20 protein-coding genes and 4 tRNA genes are annotated in these 21719 nt (G+C 69.4%); 17 read left to right on the top strand and 7 right to left on the bottom strand.

The genetic code is table 11. The features are described 5' to 3' along the window. The 9 genes from AC08OU_RS04380 to cas2 all read left to right on the top strand — a co-directional run. The coding region (locus AC08OU_RS04380) for a hypothetical protein (protein WP_476600480.1) at positions 1-933 on the top strand (933 nt) is incomplete at its 5' end. Beyond that, entirely contained in the window at positions 930-1976 is a 1047-nt protein-coding gene (gene cas7i, locus AC08OU_RS04375) for a type I-B CRISPR-associated protein Cas7/Cst2/DevR (protein ID WP_476600478.1), read from the top strand. The genes AC08OU_RS04380 and cas7i, both read left to right, overlap by 4 nt. After that, positions 1973-2695 (top strand): CRISPR-associated protein Cas5, encoded by a 723-nt coding sequence (cas5, locus tag AC08OU_RS04370; protein WP_476600476.1) that lies wholly within the window; start codon positions 1973-1975, stop codon positions 2693-2695. Before cas7i ends, cas5 begins: the two co-directional genes overlap by 4 nt. After that, entirely contained in the window at positions 2692-4533 is a 1842-nt protein-coding gene (locus tag AC08OU_RS04365) for a CRISPR-associated endonuclease Cas3'' (RefSeq protein WP_476604401.1), read from the top strand. The genes cas5 and AC08OU_RS04365 overlap by 4 nt, the downstream gene beginning before the upstream one ends. Beyond that, positions 4461-4889 carry a hypothetical protein gene (locus tag AC08OU_RS04360; RefSeq protein WP_476600473.1) on the top strand — a complete coding sequence of 143 codons (429 nt, stop codon included), beginning with the start codon at positions 4461-4463 and terminating at the stop codon, positions 4887-4889. Before AC08OU_RS04365 ends, AC08OU_RS04360 begins: the two co-directional genes overlap by 73 nt. A 66-nt stretch (positions 4890-4955) precedes the next feature. Beyond that, positions 4956-5417, top strand: coding sequence for a hypothetical protein (locus AC08OU_RS04355; protein WP_476600471.1), 462 nt, complete (start codon positions 4956-4958; stop codon positions 5415-5417). After that, on the top strand, positions 5417-5911 hold the full coding sequence (locus AC08OU_RS04350; protein ID WP_476600470.1) for a CRISPR-associated protein Cas4: 495 nt from the start codon (positions 5417-5419) through the stop codon (positions 5909-5911). Before AC08OU_RS04355 ends, AC08OU_RS04350 begins: the two co-directional genes overlap by 1 nt. Positions 5912-5915: 4 nt before the next feature. After that, a complete protein-coding gene (gene cas1, locus AC08OU_RS04345; RefSeq protein ID WP_476600468.1) occupies positions 5916-6797 on the top strand; it encodes a CRISPR-associated endonuclease Cas1 in 882 nt (293 codons plus the stop codon). Positions 6798-6900: 103 nt separating this feature from the next. Beyond that, a complete protein-coding gene (cas2, locus tag AC08OU_RS04340; protein WP_462187530.1) occupies positions 6901-7164 on the top strand; it encodes a CRISPR-associated endonuclease Cas2 in 264 nt (87 codons plus the stop codon). Between the two features lie 234 nt (positions 7165-7398). On the opposite strand, the gene treY is transcribed toward cas2, so the two are convergent. Both treY and glgX read right to left on the bottom strand, forming a co-directional pair. Beyond that, positions 7399-9894 carry a malto-oligosyltrehalose synthase gene (gene treY, locus AC08OU_RS04335; RefSeq protein ID WP_476600466.1) on the bottom strand — a complete coding sequence of 832 codons (2496 nt, stop codon included), beginning with the start codon at positions 9892-9894 and terminating at the stop codon, positions 7399-7401. Continuing rightward, positions 9884-12145: a glycogen debranching protein GlgX gene (gene glgX / locus AC08OU_RS04330; protein WP_476600465.1), complete on the bottom strand. Its 2262-nt coding sequence runs from the start codon at positions 12143-12145 to the stop codon at positions 9884-9886. The genes treY and glgX overlap by 11 nt, the downstream gene beginning before the upstream one ends. A gap of 125 nt (positions 12146-12270) precedes the next feature. On the opposite strand from glgX, the gene AC08OU_RS04325 reads away from it, so the two are divergent. The 4 genes from AC08OU_RS04325 to AC08OU_RS04310 all read left to right on the top strand — a co-directional run bounded on the left by AC08OU_RS04325 (position 12271) and on the right by AC08OU_RS04310 (position 15222). Further along, the gene (locus tag AC08OU_RS04325) at positions 12271-12705 is read left to right on the top strand and encodes an NfeD family protein (protein ID WP_462187528.1); all 435 of its coding nucleotides are present in this window, start codon (positions 12271-12273) and stop codon (positions 12703-12705) included. A 127-nt stretch (positions 12706-12832) separates the two neighbouring features. Further along, a complete protein-coding gene (locus tag AC08OU_RS04320) occupies positions 12833-13777 on the top strand; it encodes an SPFH domain-containing protein (protein WP_476600463.1) in 945 nt (314 codons plus the stop codon). A gap of 328 nt (positions 13778-14105) precedes the next feature. Continuing rightward, positions 14106-14639, top strand: a complete 534-nt coding sequence (locus AC08OU_RS04315; protein ID WP_476604402.1) for a DUF3145 domain-containing protein — start codon at positions 14106-14108, stop codon at positions 14637-14639. Positions 14640-14928: 289 nt separating this feature from the next. Next, complete coding sequence (locus AC08OU_RS04310) at positions 14929-15222, top strand: DUF4193 domain-containing protein (RefSeq protein WP_011435797.1); 294 nt, start codon at positions 14929-14931, stop codon at positions 15220-15222. A gap of 129 nt (positions 15223-15351) precedes the next feature. On the opposite strand, the gene AC08OU_RS04305 is transcribed toward AC08OU_RS04310, so the two are convergent. Then, positions 15352-15939 (bottom strand): isochorismatase family protein, encoded by a 588-nt coding sequence (locus AC08OU_RS04305; RefSeq protein ID WP_476601688.1) that lies wholly within the window; start codon positions 15937-15939, stop codon positions 15352-15354. Positions 15940-16133: 194 nt separating this feature from the next. Between AC08OU_RS04305 and AC08OU_RS04300 the strand changes: the two genes are divergently transcribed. Further along, positions 16134-16943: a DUF3097 domain-containing protein gene (locus AC08OU_RS04300; protein WP_462203076.1), complete on the top strand. Its 810-nt coding sequence runs from the start codon at positions 16134-16136 to the stop codon at positions 16941-16943. Between the two features lie 99 nt (positions 16944-17042). Then, positions 17043-17906 (top strand): N-acetylmuramoyl-L-alanine amidase, encoded by an 864-nt coding sequence (locus AC08OU_RS04295; protein WP_476601689.1) that lies wholly within the window; start codon positions 17043-17045, stop codon positions 17904-17906. Between the two features lie 144 nt (positions 17907-18050). Here AC08OU_RS04295 and AC08OU_RS04290 read toward each other — a convergent pair. The 3 genes from AC08OU_RS04290 to AC08OU_RS04280 all read right to left on the bottom strand — a co-directional run bounded on the left by AC08OU_RS04290 (position 18051) and on the right by AC08OU_RS04280 (position 18323). After that, positions 18051-18122: transfer RNA gene (locus AC08OU_RS04290), tRNA-Val, on the bottom strand. Between the two features lie 13 nt (positions 18123-18135). Beyond that, a tRNA-Cys gene (locus AC08OU_RS04285) sits at positions 18136-18207 on the bottom strand. A 43-nt stretch (positions 18208-18250) separates the two neighbouring features. After that, positions 18251-18323, bottom strand: a tRNA-Gly gene (locus AC08OU_RS04280). 221 nt (positions 18324-18544) lie between these two features. On the opposite strand from AC08OU_RS04280, the gene AC08OU_RS04275 reads away from it, so the two are divergent. Continuing rightward, positions 18545-19726 carry a chorismate-binding protein gene (locus AC08OU_RS04275; protein ID WP_462203077.1) on the top strand — a complete coding sequence of 394 codons (1182 nt, stop codon included), beginning with the start codon at positions 18545-18547 and terminating at the stop codon, positions 19724-19726. A 137-nt stretch (positions 19727-19863) separates the two neighbouring features. Here AC08OU_RS04275 and AC08OU_RS04270 read toward each other — a convergent pair whose 3' ends face one another. After that, entirely contained in the window at positions 19864-20295 is a 432-nt protein-coding gene (locus AC08OU_RS04270) for an SsgA family sporulation/cell division regulator (protein WP_462188101.1), read from the bottom strand. A gap of 445 nt (positions 20296-20740) precedes the next feature. On the opposite strand from AC08OU_RS04270, the gene AC08OU_RS04265 reads away from it, so the two are divergent. After that, positions 20741-20812, top strand: a tRNA-Val gene (locus AC08OU_RS04265). Positions 20813-21719 lie beyond the last annotated feature (907 nt).

Below are 21719 nucleotides of genomic sequence, written 5' to 3'. Positions count from 1 at the left end.
CAGGTTCCGCTCACCGGCGGTCCCAGCACCGGGGTGCACAGCTGGGATGACGCCTTCCTCCGCGACACCATCCAGAAACAGGTCGCCAGGACCGCTATGGAGATCGCCGGGTCTCGCAAACCCCACGATTCCGGCCGATATGAGCATGAGCGGACCGCGTTGCTGGCGATTCGCCGCTACGACCGGCAGATCATCGCGGGCATCGAACTGATGGTCTTCAGTAATGACAACCGGGGCGCGAGCCTCGGGGCGTACGGCATCGAGGAGCCGCTCGCCGAGTGGATCCGGTCGACGCTGCGAGACCCGGAGCTGCGGCTTGGATGGCGCGCGCTCATCGCCGCCTATGAGTTTCCGCCGGTCCGCGGGAACCGCCGGCTCGCCCGCGACGCCTTCCACCGACCGTGGCGGATCTTCACCACCGCCTCCACCCGGCTGACGGACCGGCCGGGGCTGTTGGCCGGGCACCGGTTCGACATCGCGCTGGCCGCGCTGACCTACTCGTTTCTGCGTGAGGTGATGGATGTGAACCAGGCCGACATCGACCAGGTCGAGAAACTCGCGGCCGAGATAGCCCGAGAGATCGTGGACGATGACAGTGCCAGCCCGCTCATGAGCTTCCGAGTGGCCTGCCGCAACGTCCTCTCGCTCCAGAAATGGCTGGAGACCAAGGCCGTGCGCCGTGCCCTGCGCCCGCCGGCCGCGGGAACCGCGAGCCCGCTGCTCACGACTACCCAGTTCCGGCTGCTGTTCGACCCGGACGGACAGGGCTGGATCTACCGGCGGCTGCTGCTCATCGCAGTCCTGAACGCGCTGCACGCACAGGGGTGGAGCCCGAAAGACGCGGCCGAGGCGCTGGCGGATCTACCCGAGGCGGAAGAAGAGATCAAGCTCGCCCGCGAGGACGACGAGTTCGTGGAAGGACTGGAGCGATGAGTTTCCTGGTTGGCAAGGTCGCGCTCGATGTCAAGGCCGGCGCGCCGAACAACGGCCTTGCGGATGACAATGTCTCCCGGGTCAAGCAGCTCCGGGTCGGTCGGGACGTCTACCCCTACGTCTCCGCGCAGGCGTTCCGCCGCTGGTTGCGGGACTCCGTCCCGGCGCAGGAACCCCGATCCGGCGTCACCCGCAGCGGCGCCGGGAAGAACCAGCAAGCTCACACCGAGGGTCGCCCGGATCGCTATTTCGACGACGACCTGTTCGGCTACATGGTTGCCAAGAAGGGTAAGGAGGCGGCCCAGACCTGCCAGCGCGACACCGTGTTCGCCACCGGGACCCTGCTCTCCGTCGCCCCGCGCAGGCCAACCGAGGACTTCGGCACCATGAGCCGCGGCTTTCAGGCGGGGGAGAACCCGGTCCTGCACGGCCACGAGCTCTACAGCGCCGAACTCGGCGGCGACCTCCTGCTCGATCTGCCGCGAATCGGCACCTTCGAGACCGGTGGTTCCGGCCTGAAGATCGCGTTGACTGCCGAGGCGGCGAAGGATGCCGTGGCGAGCGGAGCCGACAGCCTCACCTTCCGTGGGTCGCCCGCCCTTCGGCTACCTCTACCCGAACGGCGCCGGCGGGCCGCCCTGCTGCTGCGGACCCTCACCGCCGTCCGCGGCGGAGCCAAGCAGTCGTTGCACTACGGGGACCGGGCACCGGCGTTCCTCCTGCTCGCAGCGATGAAGGGTGGGATCAACCCGTTTACCCGGATCCTCGGTCTCCGCGACGGCCGGGTCACTATCGATACCACGGTCCTGCGGGAGGAGATCGCCGCCTGGCGTGAGGAGCTCGACGGGCCTGTCTACCTCGGTTGGGCGCCGGGCTTTCTCGGTGATCAGCGCGAGATCGCGCGCGGTGAGCTGGCCGCCGAGATCGAGTCCGGGCTGGTACAGGTGGACCACTCCCGGGTGCTCTTCGGACGCCTTGCGGACGAGATCGAGACCGGACTACACGACGACTGGTTCGACGACGCCAAGTCAGCCAAGTCATGAGTCTCCCCGGCGCGCCCGACCTTCTTGGCGGGGAACGAGACGCGCTGGAAGTCACTGTCAGCGCGCCGATCGTCTCCTTTCGTGACCCGCTGTACTCGGCTGTCGCGGTCACGCTTCCCTGCCCAGCTCCGGCGACCGTCGGCGGCATGCTGGCGGCGGTCGCCGGGGGATGGGACGAGGTCGACCCGGAGTTCCGGTTCGCGATGGCCTTCTCGGCGCAGGCCACCGGGGTGGATCTGGAGACCCACCATCCCCTGGAGTCGCGGGGCGCCTTCGGCCAGCCGGTGCCCCGGGAACGGCAGTTCCTGGCCTTTGCCGAGCTGACCGTCTGGATCGTCGACGAGGTCGAGCGATGGGAGCGGCGGTTCCGTCGGCCGGTGTGGCCGTTGCGGCTCGGTCGCAGCCAGGATCTCGCGACTGCCCGTACCAGACGAGTACGGCTGAGTGAGGGTGAAGGCGTGGCCGGTGGGGCGCTCGTGCCCGATGACCCCAGCTCCCACGGTAGCTCCCACGGTTCCCTGCTCCGGCTGCCGACCGCTGTCAGCCGGGACCGCGCCCGTACCCGGTGGGACGCCTATCGCCATCGGCTCTCGGTGGCGGCGGGCGGCCAGTTGCGTCCGCAGTCCGTCGAGAAGGCGCTGGTGGCGGGCTGGGTCACCACCGAAGGCCGAGCCGTCCACCTCCTCCCACCCACCCATCCCGCCCAGGTGGAGCCGTGAGTGCGGTGTCCTCGGTGTCCTCAGGGCCATCGGACGGGCGCGATCGGTCGCTTGCCGAGCTGCTGGCCAAACCGCCGACCAATTTTCGGCCCGCCGGTGAGTCGCTGACCGAGCACCTGGCGGCCACGCTCGACGCCCTGCTCGCCATCCGACGGCGGCTGGGGACGTTGGACGTCCTGCCAGACCCGCTGCGGCGCCGGTTCTGGATGATCGCGGCCTGGGCGGCACTGCTGCATGACGCGGGCAAGATCGCGGACGGATTCCAGCGGATGATGGCGACCGGGATCGGCTGGGGGCACCGGCACGAGGTCCTCTCCCTCGGATTTCTCGACTGGCTGGTGGCGGATGCCGAGGACCGCCGCTGGGTGGCTGCGGGGGTCGCCACCCACCACCGTCCGCTGGAGGGAGGCGAAGGGAGGCCGTCACTGAGCCAGCTGTATCCGCGGTACTCGACCGTTGCCGATCTGGCCAGAGCACTGGGTCCCTACGACGAAGGTCGCACCGCCGACCTGGTTGCCTGGTTCTGGCAACGAGCCGAGGCGGCCGGGCTGACCGCCGCATCGCTCACCTCCGACGCGCCTGGCCTGTCCGACCAGCCTGGCCTGTCCGACCAGCCTGGCGAGTCGGACCTGGTCGGCTGGTCCGATTTATCTGGCGTATCCGATATCATCGGCTTGTCGGCCGACGTCGATCCGACGGTCCTGGTCGAGCAGGCGCAGACCGTCCTTCATGAGCTGCTCGATACCTGGGTCGAGGGGCCGGTGCGCCGCCCGATGGGCCTCGCTGGTGTCCTTCTCCAGGGTGCGGTCACCATGGCCGACCATCTCTCCAGCGGGCATGGCTCGCTGCGCACCCACCAGCCGTTCGACGCCGGCTACCCAGCCAGGCTGACGGCCCGGCTGGCCGAGAAGGGCCAGAAGATCCGGGCGCATCAGGCGGCAGCCGGCCGGGTGCGGGGGCATCTACTGCTGCGGGCCTGGACGGGCAGCGGCAAGACCGAAGGCGGGCTGCTCTGGGCGGCGGCCCAGGTCGAGGACATCGTGGCCCGTGGCGGCGGGGTGCCGCGGCTGTTTTACACGCTGCCCTACCTTGCGTCGATCAATGCGATGACGGACCGCCTCGCGGACCGGGACCTGCGGGATCATGATGGCGCGGCAGCGGTCGGGGTCAGCCACTCCCGGGCAGCCTCCTACCACCTGGCCCGATCGCTCTGCGGAGATGACGAGACGCCGGCAGCTGGCGCGAGCGAGGTGGCGGTCCGGGATCGCGCGGCCGGGAAGGCGTTGGCCCGCGCCGAAGCCACCCGGCTGTTCCGGGAGCTGGTCCGGGTCGGAACGCCGTACCAACTGCTACGCGGGGTGCTCGCCGGCGCGGTGCACGCCAGCGTCCTGCTCGACAGCGCCAACTCAGTGTTCATCCTCGACGAGCTGCACGCCTACGACCCGAAGCGGCTCGGATACATTCTGGCGACCGCCGGTTTCTGGGCGGAGCTGGGCGGACGCGTCGCGGTGCTGTCCGCGACCGCACCGAACGCGCTGGTAAGGCTGGTCCGGGAAAGTCTCGTCCCGTCGAATTATCGGCAGGCCGGTCATCCGGGAGGCTCGGCGGGAAGTTCGGCGTCGGCCGACGCGCCCGGCACGCTCACGGTCGTCGAAGCCGACTACCGGTCGGCTCCTCATCGGCACCGCCTCCACCCGGTGGAAGGCCACCTCACCGACCCGCGAACGATCGCGCTCATCCGAAACGGCTGGCCGCGAACCAGTCCGTGTTGGTCGTCGCGAACAACATCGCCGACGCCCAGACGCTGTATGAGGAACTGGCCGAGCACGCGCCGGTGAAGGCGTCCGCGAAGGCGGCGCCGGCAGGGGAACCGGCGGGGGAAGAGGCGGGGGAAGAGGACGGCGCGCCCGCCGCCTGGCTGCTGCATTCCCGGTTCCGGCGGGTCGACCGGGCGGCGATCGAAAACGCGGTGTACGGTCGATTCCGCGCCGATGCCCAGCCGGCGGACCAGCGGCCGGGGCTGGTCGTCGCCACGCAGGTCGTGGAGGTCTCCCTGGATGTCGACTTCGAGGTCCTGTTCACCTCGGGTGCTCCCTTGGATGCGCTGGCGCAACGATTCGGCCGGGTGAACCGGACTGGTGCCCGTCCCCCAGCCGACGTTTTCGTATGCCGGCCCGAGATGCGGTCACGCTAGCGCGGGGGCAACGATCTATATGCCGATGGCGTCTACCCGCAGCAGCCGACGGAGGCGGCCTGGGCGGTGCTCGACGCCCATCGAGGTGAGGAGATCAGCGAGGCGGCGCTGGTCACCTGGCTCGACGGCATCTACGACTCGGAATGGGGGCAGGAGTGGGCCGAGGAGGTTCGGGGTTATCGCAGGGAATGGGCCACCACTTTTCTCGCCTGGGACAGCCCGTTCTCGGACCGCTCCTCGCTGGCGGAGACGTTTGACACGCTGTTCGACGGAGTTGAAGGGGTCCTTCTCCAGGACCGGGACGAATACGCCGCCCGGCTGAAGGGCGGGCAGACCCGTGGGCGTGGCCGGCTGCTCGCCGCGGATCTGCTTATCCCGCTGCCGTCGTATGCGCGGGGCCTCGGCCGATGGGATCGCGACCTTGATGTGCTGGTCGTCGACGGCGAGTACAGCGACACGCTCGGGCTGACCGCCATTCGGCCGCAGCGCCGGACGACGATCACCTACCAACTCGGCGAGCTGATCTGATGGAGGCCGAGGACGTGGGTGGCGTCCACATCAAGTACCTGCATCATTGCCGCCGTCAGCTATGGCTGTACTCACGTGGCGTGCGGCCGGAGCATCTCAGCGCCCGGGTGCTGCTGGGGGAAGCGGTCCACGACACCGCCTACGCACGGTTCCAGCCAGTGGATCTCGGCGCGGCGAAGCTCGACCATCTCGACGGCGATCTATGGGTCCACGAGGTCAAGTCGTCGCGGCGTCCCACCGCGGCCGACGAGGCGCAGGCTGTCCATTACTGCCACCGGCTCGTCGCGGTGGGTGTCGAGGCGCGTGGCGCCGTGTTGCACTACCGGCCGACCCGGCGCACGGTGCGGCTGCCGTTCGATGAGAGCCGGCGGGCAGCGGCGCTGGCCGACATCGACGACGTGCTCGCTGTCGTCGCGCAACCCGTTGCACCCGACCGTCTTGATCTTTCTTGCTGTACGGGATGCAGCTTCTTCGACTACTGCTGGACGGACTGATCCTGTGCCCGAAGCCGCCAGAACCTACTGGCTCACGTCTCCCTGCCGGATCCGGCGGAAGGAATCCACCCTCGCGATCGAGCGCGAGGACGGGACGAGAGTGCACGTTCCCGTCACCGATGTGCGGGACATCGTCGCGTGTGCTCCGGTGGACATCAACACTGCCGTACTCACCCTGCTGAACCAGCACGACATCGGCGTGCACCTGCTCAGCTACTACGGTGACTATGCCGGATCCGTCCTACCGGCCGAGGCGCACGTCTCCGGTCAGACGGTTCTCGCCCAGGCCAGGGCGGCCTCCACTCCCGAGGTGGCGATGACCATAGCCGCGGACCTCGTCCGAGCGACGGCGTTCAACGTGCGGCGGGTCGTCGACAGGTCCGCGTTACGCCGCCCGCTGGACAGCCTGGAGGCCGGGGTCGATCTTGCAGGGACGACTGCGCAGCTCATGGCGGCGGAGGGGAACTTCCGTCGAACCGCCTGGTCGATCATCGACACAAAACTGCCTGACTGGCTACGCCTCGACGGGCGCAGCCGCCGCCCGCCCGCGAACGCGGGGAATGCCTTCATCAGCTACGTGAACGGGATCATCTACGCCCGGGCACTGACCGCCATCAGGCTCACCCCGCTGCACAGCGGCATCGCCTTTCTTCACAGCTCGATGGAGCGCCATCGGCACTCCCTCGCCCTGGACCTGGCCGAGGTCTTCAAGCCGTTGTTCGCGGAGCGGCTGCTGCTTCGGTTGGCTGCACGGGAGCAACTCACTCCGGACCATTTCGAGGCGGAGGTGGGCAACGCCAGCCTGTCCGAGGCAGGCCGTCGTTTCGTCGTGCAGACGGTGCGTGACGAGCTGGGGACGACAGTGGCGCACCGCACCCTTGGTTGACCGGTCGCCTATGACGAACTGATGTACCTCGAGGCACTCAAGCTGACGCGGACCTGCCTGGAGGGGCAGCCCTACCAGCCGTTCCGGATCTGGTGGTGACGCGGTGTTCGTGATCGTGGTCTACGACACGGCCGCGGAACGCAACAGCAAGCTGCTTACGATCTGCCGGCAGTACCTGCATCACGTCCAGCGCAGCGTCTTCGAGGGCAACCTCAGCCCAGCGCAACTCCTGCGCTTCCGCCGACGGATCGAGGGGGTTATTGATCACTCCTATGATCACGTCCTGGTCTACACCTTGCCGCCGGGCGCGGATGCCGTCCGCGAGAGCATCGGAGCGGGATGGGCGGCACCCAGCGACATCCTGTGACTCCGCTCATGCCTGTCAGATTGATCAACTGTCACCATTTGTGTCATGATCTCGTTTTGATGATGTCAGACCGGAGGTTCGCTGCAGAACGACCCCCGCCGTACCCCGGCGACACGCCGCTGGACCTGCGTGTTTATACCCGGGCGGTCCTCATGATCCCTACGAGGGATTGCAACAGGTTGATTGTTGCGGGCCTCGGGCCACCAGATGTTGGCAGGGGCCGGCCGTCGCGTGCTACGCGTGGACGAGCAGGCTTACCGGGAAGTCGCGTAGCAGCCGGAGCACGTAGGCGGTGCCGCCGTCGTGTTTGCGGCCGGTGAGCACGTCCGTCCAGCGTCCCTCGGGTAGGGGGATGGTGGTGTCCCGCCAGCCGCCGCCGCGGCGCAGGCCGAGGACGAGGCGGGGCACCACGGTGACGACGGACTCGGACCGGCTGAAGGCGACGACGTTCTCCGCGGCCGAGCCGGAGGCCCACAGCGGCCGGTAGATCGCGTCCGCCCCGAACCATTCGGGATGGTCGCGGCGGGTCCGTAGCGCCCGGGCGACGACGAGCAGCTTCGCCGCGCCGGAGTCGTCGAGGGTCGGCGGGCGACGCGGCGCACCGGTCTCGGCGGTCGACTCCACACCGATCTCGGCGAGCAGCTTGGTGCGATCACCGTAGTTGACCGCCCGCCGGTTGTCCGGATCGACGAGGGAGAGATCCCACAGCTCCTGGCCCTGGTAGACGTCCGCTATCCCGGGCATGGTCAGCTGGAGCAGCTTCTGGGCCAGCGAGTTCTGCCGGCCCAGCTCCACCAGCGTGGCGACATACCGCTCCAGGATGCCGACGAACTCGTCGTCCTCCAGCACCGACTCGATGTAGTTCGTCAGGGCCGCCTCGTAGCCGGGGTCCTGGTCGGTCCAGCTCGTGTGGGTCTTCGCCTCCCGGACGGCCTTGAGCATGTACTGCGTGGCCCGGTCGGCGGGCAGCGGCCAGGCGCCGACCAGGGTCTGCAGCAGGAAGTAGACGGTGACCCGGTCGGGCCAGCCCTGCTCGGTGTCGCGGTGGCGTTCCCCGAGCCGCACGAGCCGGCCGGCCACCTCGGCCCAGCCGCGGGGATCCTCGGACAGCACCGCGAGCCGGGCCCGCACATCCTCCGACCGCTTGGTGTTGTGCGTCGACAGGGTGGTCATCGTCAGTGGCCAGTTTCGCTGGACCGACAGGTTCGCCTCGTGGAACTCGGTGACGGCGCTGCGCGGGTGCCCGGTCGTGAACGCCGGGAAGCGGCCGGGGTTGCCGCCGACCTCGTTCAGCGCCAGCAGCCGGGCATACCGGTAGAAGGCGGTGTCCTCGATACCCTTGGCCATCACCGGCCCGCAGGTCTGCTGGAACCGGACGACGAACTCGGCCGGTCCGCCCAGCGCCAGGTCCTCGATGAGGTCGACCTCGGTCGCCCGGCCCGGCAGGTGGGACCGGGCCTGCTCGCAGGCGCGGACCACATGCCCGCGGGCCTCCAGGCTCGGCGTGCCGTCCGGGCGGAGGTAGGTCCGGTAGACGTCGAAGGCGGCGAGGACCTCGCACATCGCCTCGTGCAGACCGGTTCGGGTGAGGTCGGCCCGGGCCTCCCGGGCCTCCCCGAGCGCGAGGCTCGTCAGCCGGTCCACCTCGGGCTGGAGCACGCCCGCGAGGACGTCGAGCTTGGCGGCCCGCGCCTCGGCCTCGTAGTCGGGGTCCGCGCGGGTGATCTCGCCGTAGAGCACCGCGAGGGGATGACCCGCCATCGGGTCGAGAAACAGCCGGGTCAGCCGGCCGATCCCCTCGTAGCCGGTGGTGCCGTCGCAGGCCCAGGTGTCCGGCAGCGCCTCGTCATCCTCCAGGATCTTCTCGACGACGGTCCACACCCCGCCGGTGGCCTCCGACAGCCGGCGCAGGTAGTCCTCCGGGTCCGCGAGCCCATCCGGATGGTCGATGCGCAGCCCGTCGAAGGTCCCCGCGCGGATCTGTTCGATGAGAAGCCGGTGCGTGGCGGCGAACACGTCCGGGTCCTCCTGGCGCAGCGCCGCCAGGGTCGTGATATCGAAGAACCGCCGGTAGTTCAGCTCGGTCGCGGCGACCCGCCACCAGCACAGCCGGTAGAACTGCGCGTCGAGGGTCGCGGCGACGTCGTCGGGGTCGGCGGTGCCCGCGGCGACGGGCAGCACGTGGTCGTAGTAGACGACGACCCACTCGCCGTCCTCGTCCTGTTCGACGGAGATCTCCCCGGCCGCCAGGCAGTCGGCGAGCCCGGCGCCCAGGATCGGCACCAGCACCCGGCCGGGGTTGTCGGGGGAGGCCCAGTCGATGTCGAACCAGCTGGCGTAGGGGGATTCGGGTCCCTCGCGCAGCACCGACCACCAGGCCGCGTTCGTCGTTTCCGGGGCGATCGCCATGTGGTTGGGGACGACGTCGACGATCAGGCCGAGTCCCGCCTTGCGGCACGCGGCGACGAGCCGGCGCAGCCCGCCGGTCCCCCCCAGCTCGGGATTGATCTGCCCGTGCTCGACGACGTCGTAGCCGTGGGCCGAGCCGGGCGCGGCCTCCAGCACGGGCGAGAGGTACAGGTGGGAGACGCCGAGCGTGGCCAGGTAGGGGACGACGACCGCCGCGTCGGTGAGGGAGAAGTCCAGGTTGAGCTGGAGCCGGTAGGTGGCGGTCGGTACCACCCGGTCGGCGCCGTACCCCCCGCCGGGATGCGCCGGGTCAGCTGACACGGCGCAGCACGACGGTCGAGCGGGCGTCGAGTTCGATGGGATCGCCGGCCTTCACGGCCCTTCCCATGCTCGCGGGATCGAGGGCCGAGTGGAGCAGCGCGGTGTCGCTGAGCCGGGCGTCGACCTCGGCCGTCGACGGGCGGGTGTCGACGACGATCTCCCACGAACTGCCGAAACTGGTCGCCGGCGTCTGGAACCCGACCGGTTCGTGGTGGGCGTTGAAGAACAGCAGGAACGAGTCGTCGATGATGGCCTGGCCCAGCGCGTCGGGGTCCGGTATCCCCTCACCGTTGAGGTAGACGCCGAGTGATCGCGCCGTCCCGGACTCCCAGTCGCTGTCGGACATCTCCGTGCCGTCCGGGCGAAGCCAGGCGATGTCCTTGACGGCGGGGTCGTCGCCGGAGCGCCCGCCGCTGCCGTCCGCGTCCTGGCCGCCCGCCTGTCCGCCGGTGGCCGCCTCGGCCGCGCCGTGCATCGTGTCGCCCTGCCCGCGCAGCGACTTGCCCTGGAAGAACCGGCGGCGGCGGAAGATCGGATGATCATGGCGCAGTCTTGACAGCAGGCCGGTGAACTCGATCAGGTCGGCGTTGCGCTCGGCGTCCGACCAATCCAGCCAGGAGATCGGGTTGTCCTGGCAGTACGCGTTGTTGTTGCCCTGTTGGGTGCGCCCCATCTCGTCTCCGGCGACCAGCATCGGCACCCCCTGGGACAGCAACAGCGTCGTCAGCAGGTTACGGGTCTGCGCGGCGCGCAGGGACAGGACGGTCGGGTCGTCGGTGGGCCCTTCGACTCCGCAGTTCCACGACCGGTTGTCGTCGGAACCGTCCCGGTTGTCCTCGCTGTTGGCCTCGTTGTGTTTTTCGTTGTAGGAAACCAGGTCGTGCAGGGTGAACCCGTCGTGCGCGGTGATGAAGTTGATCGACGCCCACGGCCGGCGCCCGCTGTTCTCGTACAGGTCGCTCGATCCGGTCAGCCGGGAGGCGAACTCGGCGATCCCGTGGTCCTGCCCGCGCCAGAAGTCGCGGACGGTGTCGCGGTACTTACCATTCCACTCGGTCCACAGCGGGGGGAAGTTCCCCACCTGGTAACCGCCCTCGCCGAGGTCCCACGGTTCCGCGATCAGCTTGACCTGGGAGACCACCGGATCCTGCTGGACGAGGTCGAAGAACGATGACAGCCGGTCGACGTCGTAGAACTCCCGGGCCAGGGTCGCCGCGAGATCGAACCGGAACCCGTCGACGTGCATGTCGGTAACCCAGTAACGCAGCGAGTCCATGATCAGTTGTAGCACGTGCGGGTGTCGTACCCGCAGGCTGTTGCCGGTGCCCGTGTAGTCCATGTAGTACTGGGGTCGGTTGTCCACGAGCCGGTAGTAGGCGCTGTTGTCGATGCCGCGGAAGCACAGCATCGGACCCATGTGGTTGCCCTCAGCGGTGTGGTTGTAGACGACGTCGAGGATCACCTCGATCCCGGCCTCGTGCAGGTTCTTGACCATTCCCTTGAACTCCTGCACCTGGCGGCGGTGGCCGCCGGAGGCGGAGTAGCCGCTGTGCGGCGCCAGGAACGCGATGGAGTTGTAGCCCCAGTAGCTGCGCAGCCCGCGGCTGACCAGATGCTCGTCATGGACGAACTGGTGCACCGGCAGCAGCTCGATCGCGGTCACGCCGAGCTTGCGATAATGGTCGATCATCACCGGGTGGGCGACTCCCGCGTAGGTCCCGCGGTACTCCTCCGGCAGGCCGGGATGGTTCTTGGTCAGCCCCTGGACATGCGCCTCGTAGATCACCGACTCGTTGTAGGGCCGGCGTGGCGGGCGGTCCCCGTTCCAGTCGAAGAACGGGCTGATTACCACCGACTTCATCATGTGGGGGCCGGAGTCGGCGTCGTTGACGCTGTCGGGGTCGCCGAAGGTGTAGGGGAACACCGCCTGGTCCCAGGCGACCTCCCCGTCGACCGCCTTCGCGTACGGGTCGAGGAGGAGCTTGGTGGGGTTGCAGCGCAGCCCTCGGGCGGGGTCGTAGGACCCGTGGACCCGATAGCCGTAGCGATGGCCCGGTCCCACGGTGGGAAGGTAGGCGTGCCAGACGAAGGCGTCCCGTTCCCGCAGGTCGATCCGCTCCTCGTTGCCCGCGTCGTCGAACAGGCACAGCTGGACCCGGTCGGCGACCTCGGAGAAGATCGCGAAATTCGTGCCCGATCCATCGTACGTAGCGCCCAGGGGATAGGGGCTGCCGGGCCATACCTGTGACATACGACCGAAGCCTACGGGCCGAACGGTATTCGCGGGCCGAGGTCACTTCATTCCTGGTTTGCGGCGCCTGCGATCTTTGAAGATCCTTTGATCGCCCACTGAACTAGGCAGTCTATCATGGAGTCATGTCCGACGGGACGATCTGGATCGTCATCGCCGGCGCCTTGGTCGTCGGCGAACTGCTGACGCTGGACCTGACGCTGGCGATGTTCGCGCTGGCCGCGCTCATTGGGGCCGGTGTCGCGCTGCTCGGCGTCGATCTGGTCTGGCAGATCGTCGCCTTCGTGGTCGCGGCGGGTGGATTCGGGCTGGGACTGCGCCCGGTGGCGAAGCGTCAGCTGCAACGTACGCCGCCCCTGCTCACGGGTACCGACGCGCTCGTCGGAGAGCGCGCGATGGTGGTGGAGCGGGTCGACGGCGACGGGGGTCGCGTGAAGGTCAAGGGAGAGATCTGGTCGGCCCGGTCCTACCCCACCACCACCGTGCTCGAGGCCGGCAGCGAGGCGCGGGTGCTGCGCATCGATGGTGCCACTGCCATCGTCCACAGTTTCGAGCTCTGACGACCGGGGCCCCGGCGCCCCCGGCGATGCCAGTGGATGTGACAGCGCCGACATCGGGACGGTCGGCCTTTAACCGGCCGGCATCGGGACGGCCGGCATCGAGGGGGCTGAAAGTGAGGGGTACGCCATGGCAGGAGTGATCGCCGCCGCGGTGATCGCGGCGGTCCTACTGATTTTTCTGGTCCGGGCGGTGCGCATCGTGCCGCAGGCGCGCGCGATGGTCATCGAACGGCTGGGCCGGTATCACCGCACGCTGACGCCGGGCCTCGCGATCCTGGTCCCAGTTGTCGACCGGGTCCGTGACCGCATCGACCTCCGGGAGCAGGTGGTCAGCTTCCCGCCGCAGCCGGTGATCACCGAGGACAACCTGGTGGTCGGGATCGACACGGTGATCTACTTCCAGGTCACTGACCCACGGGCGGCGACCTACGAGATCGCGGACGTGATCCGGGCGATCGAGCAGCTGACCGTCACCACGCTGCGCAACGTGATCGGTGGGATGAACCTGGAGGCGACCCTCACCTCGCGGGACCAGATCAACGGGCAGCTGCGCGGCGTGCTCGACGAGGCCACCGGCAGGTGGGGAATCCGGGTTAACCGGGTGGAGCTCAAGGCCATCGATCCGCCGAAGTCCATCCAGGACTCGATGGAGAAGCAGATGCGGGCCGAGCGGGACCGCCGGGCCGCGATCCTGACCGCGGAAGGCGTCAAGCAGAGCGAGATCCTGCGGGCCGAGGGGGAGAAGCAGGCCGCGATCCTGCGGGCCGAGGGGGAGCGGGAGGCGCAGATCCTCACCGCCCAGGGCGAGGCCCAGGCGATCGACACCGTCTTCCGAGCGATCCACGAGGGTAACGCGGACCAGAAACTGCTAGCCTACCAGTACCTGCAGACGTTGCCGCGGATCGCCCAGGGGCAGGCGAGCAAGTTGTGGATCGTGCCCAGCGAGCTGACCACCGCCCTCGGTGGCCTCGGTGGCCTGTTCGGCGGTGCGGACCAGGCGGACAAGACTGTCGGGGCCCGTCCCGCGCCCGCCGAGGGCCCGTCCGCGGGACCTCCGTCGACCGGTTCGTAACCCCGGGTCTCCCGGCCCAGCGGCTCATCGGTCCTGCGCCCGTCGGCCCGTCGGCCCGTCGGCCGCCGGCTGTCGTCGCCTGATCTTTTCGGGTGACCTGTCTCCTTGGGCGACCCGCCTCCTCGGGTGACCTGCCCGATCGGCCCATTCCGAGCCCGTCACCAATGGTTGGTGCGGACAAAACTTCCCGCCATTTAGTGATACTTCAGGAGGAGGTAGGGCTAGTCCGCTGAGCCGGACCATGGGACGATTCACCCAGCCAAACGGGGGCGGGTCGACGGGCGCAGGGGAAGGCGTTCCTCGTCGACGGAGGTCCCGCGTGGTCGCAATGTCCCCGACAGCTCGTGAGCTGTCATCCGGCTCGTCGTCCTTCGCCGTGCCGGGCAAGCTGGCGGTTCTCGCCTGTCCGCCGGCGCTGTGCCCGCACCTGGAGTTCGCCGTGTCCGGCGTTCTGTCGTCGCCACTGTCGTTGACCTGGACGGCGCAGCCCGGTATGCCCGGATTCCTCTTCGCCGGGCTGGAGTGGCGGGCGTCGCCTGGTACCGCGGGGCGGGTGGCTGGCGCGCTGCGCCGGCTCGGGCACGTCACGTTCGAGACCGTCGAGGGACCCTCACCGGGGTGTGACGCCGAGCGGTACTCCTACACCCCCGATCTGGGGCTGCACCGCGCCGCGATCGCCGCGAACGGGGACGTCGTCGTGGGGGAGGCGGCGCTGCGGGCTCTGCTGGAACGGGGGGAGGCCCGGGAGGCGCTCTCCCGGGGCCTGCACCGGCTGCTCGGAACCGCCTGGGACGACGTGCTCGAACCACTGCGCCGGGGCGCCCACGGCGCCCCGATCACCTGGCTGCGCCGGGCCGGGTAGCCGGGTGGGGCAGCCAGGTGACCGGGTACCGGCAGTGCCGACCGGCTGCCGCGGGAGAGCTGCTGGACGTCGGCCGGGCGGGCCGGCGGGGTGGACGAGGCTCCTGGACTGCGGAAGATCAGGGCGGCAGCGTCGTCGGTCAAGATCGGGGGATTCTCCGGGGCGTCTGGGGGCCGAGGGTGTGGTGAAGCCCACATCGGGGTAGCGCGGGTCTGACGGGCACATACCCCGGCGGTCGTGCGTTGTGGGTTGCGCACGACTACGCACAACTTCTCTGGGAGTTACTTCAGTGGCCACCGATTACGACACCCCTCGTACAGCTGACATCGAGGACGCCTCGGAGCAGAGCCTCGAGGCCCTCAAAGCTCGGCGGGCGGACGCGGCGGCTGATCTCGGTGACGACGTTGACCCGTTCGAAACCGAGCTCGGCCTGCCCGGCGCCGACTTGTCTGGCGAGGAACTGAACGTCCGTGTGCTGCCGCGTCAGGCCGACGAGTTCACCTGCACGCAGTGCTACCTGGTGCATCACCGCAGCCAGCTCGTGGACGAGCGACGGATGATCTGCCGGGACTGCGCGGCCTGACCGACCGCGTGGTCTGATCGGCTCTCGATCAGTCTCCACCGCCGATGACAGCTGCCGATGACAGCTCCACGATCAGTTCGGGCTCGACCGCTACCGGCGGTTCGGGCTCGTCTGGCCCGGCCCGGCTCCTCACCCGACCAGAACGCCGGCGTCCCGCATGCGCGCCACGGCTCGCTCCTCGTCGCCCGGACGCAGGTTGACGAACCTGGTGAGGTCGAGTGGCAGCAGCACCTTCAGGCCCCGCAGCCGAGCGTCCAGCGCGCTCTCCTGGACGCAGTGGTCGCCGGCCAGCCCGACGACCACCACCGTCGACACGCCCAACTGCGCCAGCCGTTCACCGAGCACCGTTGTGGCTCGCCTCCCCGATGCCGGGTCACGCACCGAGAAGGCCGAGTAGCCGTCGCTGCCGTCGACCCCCTTGCGGATCACCTCACCCTTGACGATCAGGTCGGGATGGAACTGGGCGCCGGGGGTATCCCCGACGCAGTGCGGCGGCCAGATCCCGCCGCCGGTGACGAAGTGCGGGGTCTCGTGCGGGTGCCAGTCCTGGCTGTAGAAGACCGGGGAGCCGGCGGTCACCGCCGCGGCGATCTCCGCATTGATCCCGGCGATGATCTGCTCACCACCGGCCACGTAGAGGCTGCCGGCCGGATCGGCGAAGTCGTTCTGCACGTCCACGATCAGCAGAGCGGTCCCCGGCCCGTAACGCTGACTCATCGTCGTGTCCCCTCCGTCGCGCTCCGCCCTCGCGTCGCGGTGTACCCACCTCTCCCGGTGTACCAGTCTGTCCCGGTGTACCAGTCTGTTCTGTCCCGGTGTACCCGTCCGTTCGGTATGACCACACTGTCGCATCTCGACACGCCCGCGTCGATATCCCTGATCATGATGGTGCGTCGGCTTAGGTTCGCAGGATGCGTAGCCGAGACTACGGGCCGGACGTCCTGGCTCCCCCCGCCCGTCCGCGCCAGGCGCGTCCGCCGGAGGTCGAGCTCGAGCGTGACCTCGTGGTCGAGGACGTGGCCACCGGGTTCTGCGGGGCCGTGGTGGGCAGCGAGAACGGTGGGGTGACGCTGGAGGACCGTCACGGCATCCGGAGGGTCTTCCCCCTGGAACCCGGCGCCTTCCTGATCGAGGGCGCGCGGGTGACCCTCGTGCGTCCCCGCCGCGGGACCCCGGCCCCCGCGGCGCGCACCGCGTCCGGGTCCGTCGCGGTGCCCCGCCGCCGGGCCAGGGTCGCGCGGGCGAGCCGTATCTACGTGGAGGGTCTGCACGACGCCGCCTTGGTCGAGCGGGTCTGGGGCGACGACCTGCGCATCGAGGGGGTGGTGGTGGAGAGCTTGGACGGGGTCGACGACCTGCCGTCGGTGGTCGCGGGGTTCCGCCCGGGGCCCGGCCGCCGGCTCGGCGTGTTGGTGGACCATCTCGTCCCGGGGTCGAAGGAGAGCCGGATCGCCGCCTCCGTTGCCGGTGACCACGTCCTGGTGACCGGTCATCCCTACATCGACATCTGGCAGGCGGTGAAGCCGGCGTCGGTCGGCATTCCCCGCTGGCCCGAGATTCCCCGCGGCCAGCCCTGGAAGGAAGGGGTCTGTCAGGCCCTCGGTGTGGAGGACCCGGCGCAGATGTGGCGCCGGGTCCTGGCCTCGGTGGACAGCTACACCGACCTTGAGGTGGGCCTGCTCGGCGCGGTGGAACGACTGATCGACTTCGTCGCCGGCTGACGGCCGGGCCCGGGCGGCCCCCCGTACGCGCGCCGCGCAGCCGACCGCGTACGGTCACTTCGGCGGGGACGGGCCCCCTCCGTAGGCGGGAGACACCGAATGCCGGCACGGATCAGACCATCGATCCTGCTTCGGATCGTCGGTGCGGCCGGCGTGACCCTGGTCGTCGTGGCCCTGGTCGCCGGGGTGGCTCTGCATCTCGTGGGGGGCGGGCCCGCGGGGCCGGGCGCACCCGGCCCGGCCCGGCCCGGCGTGGACGGGACCTCACCAACCGCCCTGTCCGGCCGGAAGGTCGTCCTCGACCCCGGGCACAACGGAGGAAACGGCGCCGCCGCGGCGTCGATCAACCGGCGGGTCCCAGCCGGCGGTTTCGACAAGGAATGCGACACCGTCGGCGCCGAGACCGACAGCGGTTACCCGGAGCACGCCTTCACCTTCGACGTCGCGGGGCGGGCGGCGGCCATTCTGCGCTCCCGGGGCGCGAGTGTGATCCTGACGCGCGACAACGACTCCGGGGTGGGCCCGTGCATCGACGAGCGGGCCCGCATCGGCAACCGGGTCTCGGCCGGCGCGGTGGTGTCGATACATGCCGACGGGGGACCGGCGGACGGACGCGGCTTTCATGTCATCGCGCCCGCGCTCAGCCCGGACCGGGCCAACGCACCGATCCTCGCCCCGTCGGCGCGTCTCGCGGCGATGGTGCGATCCGCCTTCGGCCGGGCCACCGGGCAGCCATTGGTGGACTACCTGGGCGAGGATGGTATGACGATCCGCTCCGATCTCGGTGGGCTCAACCTCTCGCGGGTGCCGAAGATCTTCCTGGAGTGCGGCAACATGCGCAACCGCACCGATGCGGCCGAGCTTGCCGACCCGGCCTGGCGGGCCCGGGCGGCGGCGGGCCTCGCGGACGGGATCACGTTGTTCCTGCTGGGGGACGAGGCGTCCTCGCCCGGCCCGGGCTGACCCGGCTTCGTCCGGTGATGGGCGTGACGGCGGCCGGGGCCCCTTGTCGGATTTCCGGGCGCCCAGCGCCCACCGGCCGTCGCACACGCAGAGGGCCACCCGTGACGGATGGCCCTCATAGGAGGGCGAGAATGTGTCTCGCGGTGGGCGATACTGGGATTGAACCAGTGACCTCTACCGTGTCAAGGTAGCGCTCTCCCACTGAGCTAATCGCCCGCGAAAGGATCAGAGGCGGAGGCGGGAATCGAACCCGCGTACAGGGCTTTGCAGGCCCTTGCCTAAACCACTCGGCCACTCCGCCGTGGGAGGCCGCTGGGGACGAACCTCAAGACTCTCTGCTCCCGAGCGGACGACGGGATTCGAACCCGCGACCCTCACCTTGGCAAGGTGATGCTCTACCAACTGAGCCACGTCCGCGCTGCTCCGCCCTTCTCGGCGGTGCAGGTAGCACTCTAGCGGACGATCGGGCCAGACGTCGAACCGTCCGGCGGGCGTCGCTGAGATGTTGCGTTGGGTCAAGGTTCTCCGGATGAACGTCGGTTTTCGCCCACGGCACGTCCATGCGGCCGGCCGGCCGTCGAGGGGCTGGTCCATGCCCTGGGCGGCGGGTCACCTCGGGCGGCGGTAGCGTGATCGGAATGAGCGAGACGAACGTGGCGGCTCGGGAGGCGAGCCCCCTCGGGTGTGTGGAACCGGCACCCCCGTGGGATGTCTCCTCGTTCCTGCTCGCCGGCGGCCGGTTCGCGACTGAGGTCGTGGAGATCAGTGATGACGCCGCGGTGCTGGATCGAGATGGCTTCTGGGCGGTCGTCGTCGACTTCGAGAGGGCCGTCCGTTGCATCCGGTTCGCCGACGTGCGGCCGGCGCCTCCCGGTGGTGCCGCGGCGCTGCGGCGTGGCCCCTGGCTCGGACCGCCGCGAGCCGCATGGACGACAACCATGAACCGGGCGGCCTACCTCGACGGGGTTGTGGCGATCCGTGAGCGCATTGCGGCGGGGGAGGTCTACCAGGTCAATCTCTGCCGATTGCTGTCGGCACCCCTGCCTGCGCCCGCGGCGGAACGCGCGGGGGGTCCCGGTGCCTGTGCTGCCGGTGTCGATCTCGGTGCCCTGGCGGCTGTCGTAGCCGCCGGCAATCCCGCGCCGTACGCGGTCGTCCTGGATGTGCCGGAGGCCGGGGTGCGCATCGTCGGCGCCTCTCCGGAGCTGTTCCTCTCCCGCCAGGGCGACGTCGTGAGTTCCAGGCCCATCAAGGGAACCGGTCGGACGGCGGCGGATCTGCGGGAGAAGGACGTCGCCGAGAACATCATGATTGTCGATCTTGTTCGCAACGATCTTGGGCGGGTCGCCCGCCCGGGAAGTGTGACGGTGCCTTCGCTCTGCGCAGTGGAGGAGCACCCCGGTCTCGTGCACCTCGTCTCGACCGTCCGGGCCCGGCTGCGGCCGGGGGTGGGCTGGCAGGACCTCCTGGCGGCGGCCTGCCCGCCCGGTTCCGTCTCCGGCGCCCCGAAGTCGAGCGCGCTGCGGATCATCCGAGAACTGGAACCGGCCTCTCGGGGCTACTACTGCGGAGGGATCGGCTGGGTGGATGCCGACCGGAACGTGGGTTGGCTGTCTGTTGGCATTCGTACGTTCTGGATCGAGGACGACCGGATCTGGTTCGGTACCGGCGCTGGTATCACGTGGGGGAGCGATCCGGACTCGGAGTGGCGTGAGACCGAGCTGAAGGCCGACCGGCTGGTGGGGCTGGCGAGCCGATCGGACGATAGGCCGGGCACCGGCGGTGGGCCGAGGACAAAAGAACCCGCCTGGCGGCGCTAGCCTGGCCAGGCGGGCGGGTGCTCTGTGTGTGGCTGGGTGGAAGCTGCCTCGGATGCAGGTGGGGAAGGGTCTCCCCCGGTCGCAAAATGCCCACACCGGCTTGCCGGGATCGGGCAGCGGTCCCGACCCCGGTGAGATCATCGCTCGGGGCCACCCCAGATGAGGAGGGCGAGTTCGGCATCAAGATCGATGATGTCGCTCTCTCCGCCGAGGGGGACGGCTGAATACGTCCGCCGCAGGAAGGCCAGCACCTCGGACCGCGGCATCTCGAACAGTGCATGCCCGGACGGGCTGGACAGGGACAGGCAGACGATCCGTCCCCCGGACTGGGCGGCAGGCCACACCTGCACGTCGCCATCCCCGGCGGGTCGGCGCACACCGTCGCTGAGGAGCTGGCGCGCGAACGTCCACTCCACGACCTCGTCCGCACCGGTGCGGAAGCCGATGCTGATCGCGTACGGATCGGCAGGCTCGTACCGGACGGTGGCGGCGACCGGCACGGGCGCTGCCCCGGGGACGACAAGGCGGAGGGCGAGTTCTGCGGTGATTGAATCGTGACGAATAGTCATCGGGCGGCCTCTCATGGTGCGATGGTGCGGGCGAGCACCCGTGTAACGGGATAGTTCCCTCTCCGAGTCCCGTTGGAAACAAGATTATGCCAAGACAACATCCGTTACGGTAGTTCGGGCGAGTTGCCTGGCCCGGAAGGGTGAACCTGCCTCGAGTGATCATGGTTCGGCCGGCTGTCGGACGGATCTTCTACTTGAATCCTATAGATGATTACCGTCCGTAGTGTCCGAACGTCCCTCGAGCGTCAGGCCATCCCGCCAAGGCCGTTCCCCCTCAAGTCTTCCCCGTCGGGACCCTTCTCAACCACGGCCAGTCGCGGCGAACCTGACCCAGTCCGGCCACCGGGCAGGACGGCGGACATCGCCCCATCCGTCCGTCGACCCCCCGCCGTCGGCCCCCTTCGCCGGCCCGTATCCTCGGCGTGTACGGTGGTCCCACCGGCAAGGGCGTATAGCTCAGTGGTAGAGCGCTGCCTTCACACGGCAGAGGTCCGTGGTTCGAAACCACGTACGCCCACGCGATTGGGCTTGCCATGCTCCGCTCCCGGGTCGGGAGCTTGCTGTGCTCCCGCGGGACATCTGCCCCGTGGATGATCTTCGTGCCCCCCGCGATGCGGCGTTTTTCCTGGTCAGGGCGGGTCCGTCGGTGCCTGGGAGGGGCTACCCCAAACGGGTGGTGCGGCTTGGCGGTGTCCTCTCCCGCCGGTGGGACTCGGCGCGTTTCCCCCGGTAGGAGGCCGTCCCGGTCCCGCCCGAGACCTGCCCGGGGCTGCCCCCGACCTCCGCGGCGTGCTGCGCCTCGAAGGGTGGTCGGAGCTGTCCACTGCCGGTGGGGCGCCTGTCCCGGGGAGCGGTGCGAAATCTCCCCGATTGGCCGGTTTCTGGGTGTCTGGGCCGCGACGTCGTGGGCTGGCGACGAATCAACATCTACCCCCACTTTGGTGGGGACACCACCGATGGAGGCGGATCCCGGAGGGGGTCCCGGCCGGTGCTCCAGCCCGGGAGACAGCCCGGCAGACAGTGTGGGCGACGAGCACGTCGATACCTCGACCCGGGGTCGGCTCCGAGCCTCGTTCTTTACGGAAAGTGACGTCCGAGCCCGCGTCGCCGGGCCCCCGGGCGCATCGCGCGAGCCGCCGCCGCGATGCATCGCGGTCCTTGGGAGCGGGCCTGTCCACCTTTCGGGCGCATGCTGTTGATTCGTGGTGCCCGTGGAGCTCCGCGTGCTGGAGATGGTCGACGCCGTGCGTCGCCGTGGAACGATTCCGGTGGCCGTTGGTATACCGGTTGGTCCATGGTGGATCGGCATCGTTGTGCGTCCCGCCCCTTTCCGCAGGTCACTGGTTTGCGAGTGGGGTCCACGCCAGGTCCGATTGGCGTTTTCCCCATGAAGGTGCCGCCGACGCTGTACAGATCGGCTTAGG

The organism is Frankia sp. CcMO1 (assembly GCF_977945845.1).
The sequence above is the reverse complement of the archived record's forward strand: the minus strand, read 5'-3'. Positions and strand labels throughout refer to the sequence as shown.

Bases quoted from the DNA above. Each gene is read 5' to 3' on its own strand.
- cas7i (WP_476600478.1), top strand. From the start codon at position 930: ATGAGTTTCCTGGTTGGCAAGGTCGCGCTCGATGTCAAGGCCGGCGCG.
- cas5 (WP_476600476.1), top strand. From the start codon at position 1,973: ATGAGTCTCCCCGGCGCGCCCGACCTTCTTGGCGGGGAACGAGACGCG.
- AC08OU_RS04350 (WP_476600470.1), top strand. From the start codon at position 5,417: ATGGAGGCCGAGGACGTGGGTGGCGTCCACATCAAGTACCTGCATCAT.
- glgX (WP_476600465.1), bottom strand. From the start codon at position 12,145: ATGTCACAGGTATGGCCCGGCAGCCCCTATCCCCTGGGCGCTACGTAC.
- AC08OU_RS04325 (WP_462187528.1), top strand. From the start codon at position 12,271: ATGTCCGACGGGACGATCTGGATCGTCATCGCCGGCGCCTTGGTCGTC.
- AC08OU_RS04320 (WP_476600463.1), top strand. From the start codon at position 12,833: ATGGCAGGAGTGATCGCCGCCGCGGTGATCGCGGCGGTCCTACTGATT.
- AC08OU_RS04315 (WP_476604402.1), top strand. From the start codon at position 14,106: ATGTCCCCGACAGCTCGTGAGCTGTCATCCGGCTCGTCGTCCTTCGCC.
- AC08OU_RS04305 (WP_476601688.1), bottom strand. From the start codon at position 15,939: ATGAGTCAGCGTTACGGGCCGGGGACCGCTCTGCTGATCGTGGACGTG.
- AC08OU_RS04300 (WP_462203076.1), top strand. From the start codon at position 16,134: ATGCGTAGCCGAGACTACGGGCCGGACGTCCTGGCTCCCCCCGCCCGT.
- AC08OU_RS04295 (WP_476601689.1), top strand. From the start codon at position 17,043: ATGCCGGCACGGATCAGACCATCGATCCTGCTTCGGATCGTCGGTGCG.
- AC08OU_RS04275 (WP_462203077.1), top strand. From the start codon at position 18,545: ATGAGCGAGACGAACGTGGCGGCTCGGGAGGCGAGCCCCCTCGGGTGT.
- AC08OU_RS04270 (WP_462188101.1), bottom strand. From the start codon at position 20,295: ATGACTATTCGTCACGATTCAATCACCGCAGAACTCGCCCTCCGCCTT.